Origin of the sequence: Bacillus sp. CCNWLW194, assembly GCF_037120585.1 — a bacterium.
Taxonomy (GTDB): Bacteria; Bacillota; Bacilli; order Bacillales; family Bacillaceae_G; genus Bacillus_A; species Bacillus_A basilensis.
The window spans coordinates 1-1,286 of sequence record NZ_JBBBBL010000053.1 but is presented as its reverse complement, the minus strand read 5'-3'; the positions used below and the strand labels follow the sequence as shown (position 1 = coordinate 1,286).

The 1,286-nt window shown below is 35.3% G+C and carries 1 protein-coding gene; it reads right to left on the bottom strand.

Going from position 1 to position 1,286, the window contains the following annotated elements; all coding sequences use genetic code 11:
- Positions 1–1,194: IS4 family transposase (locus V7S50_RS33945; protein WP_336376862.1), on the bottom strand; the 1,194-nt coding region annotated here is incomplete at its 3' end.
- Positions 1,195–1,286 lie beyond the last annotated feature (92 nt).

Below are 1,286 nucleotides of genomic sequence, written 5' to 3'. Positions count from 1 at the left end.
TAACAGGAGTTCTCGCATTTTAAACATAGTAGAAGAACATAATAGAATACTAATGAGTTGCCCATAAAGGTGACATTCTAATCGTTCTTGTTTAATAGATTTACAACGATGAATTTGAAACCAAGATTTCCATATTTTAAATAACAGCTCAATTTGCCAACGCAGTGAATATAGATCATAAATTTTCTCTTTTGGTACCCATTCCGTAGGAATGTTTGTCATATATACCGTAATACCTTGTAAAAGTTTTGTACGCTCTGTATATGTAATTCCTTTTTTCTTTTCGCGAATAGCTCGATCACGTAGACGTTTCTGTTTTTGCTCCTCGGTACATCTATAAACTACAATTCGAGTAGGCAGTTTGTCTTTACTCCCTACATATACATCATGTAATTCATACACTTGGCCAGGCTGCAATTGTTTCATGATGTCTTCCAAATGAATTTGTATATATACCGGTTTTAATTGAGCGGGTTTTGTTTTAAATACCACTGTTTCAAATTCTTTTCTATATATTTTAGTTGGTAACTTTAGACGTGATAAATAATATCCTTGCTTATCTTGAATAGACTTAAAGTCTTGTAGACGAAAATATCCTAAGTCACGAATATATAGTTCATTCTTTTGTGCCATGCCTGTTCGAGTCGCACTATATGCCTGATCACTTCGTTTTCCTGGTTCAATTTCCACATCAGAAAATTTTCCACTCAACAAGTCATACTCTAGTTGGATTTTCACACCAGCTGTATGACTACACCCTCCGGCACCAGGATAAGTAGTTGCGAATCGATCTGGAACTTGGAAGGTTGTAGAATCAAGGACGAGAATCCGCTCAAAATAAGATGAAAGAGAATGAGAAATCTTAGATACTCCTCCAATTTTAGCTTGTAGAAGTGTAGTAAATACAGTGCGAAAGAAGGCTACAGAATCCGAATTAAATCGTCGATTAAGTCCCTCCGGACTTAATAAAATTCCTGTTGAAGTTTCTAATTGACTACAAAGTTGAGTAAGAGAGGTAGTAGCGATTTGTTGATTTAACCATACACACAAAGATAAGAAATGATGCCCGTGGCACTTGCGTTTTCGTTTCATTCCGCCTGCTTCTATAGCTAATTGATTAAGTGTAGCGGGAGACATATATCGATATAGCTCTTCGGCAAATAAAGATAACTCTTGTTTTTGATGCATATTCATAAAAAGCACGTCACCCTTTCTCATTAACATAAGAAAATAGTAACGTGCTTTTAACTTCAAAAATAGTCTAAATCCTTAAGTTGATGGATGTG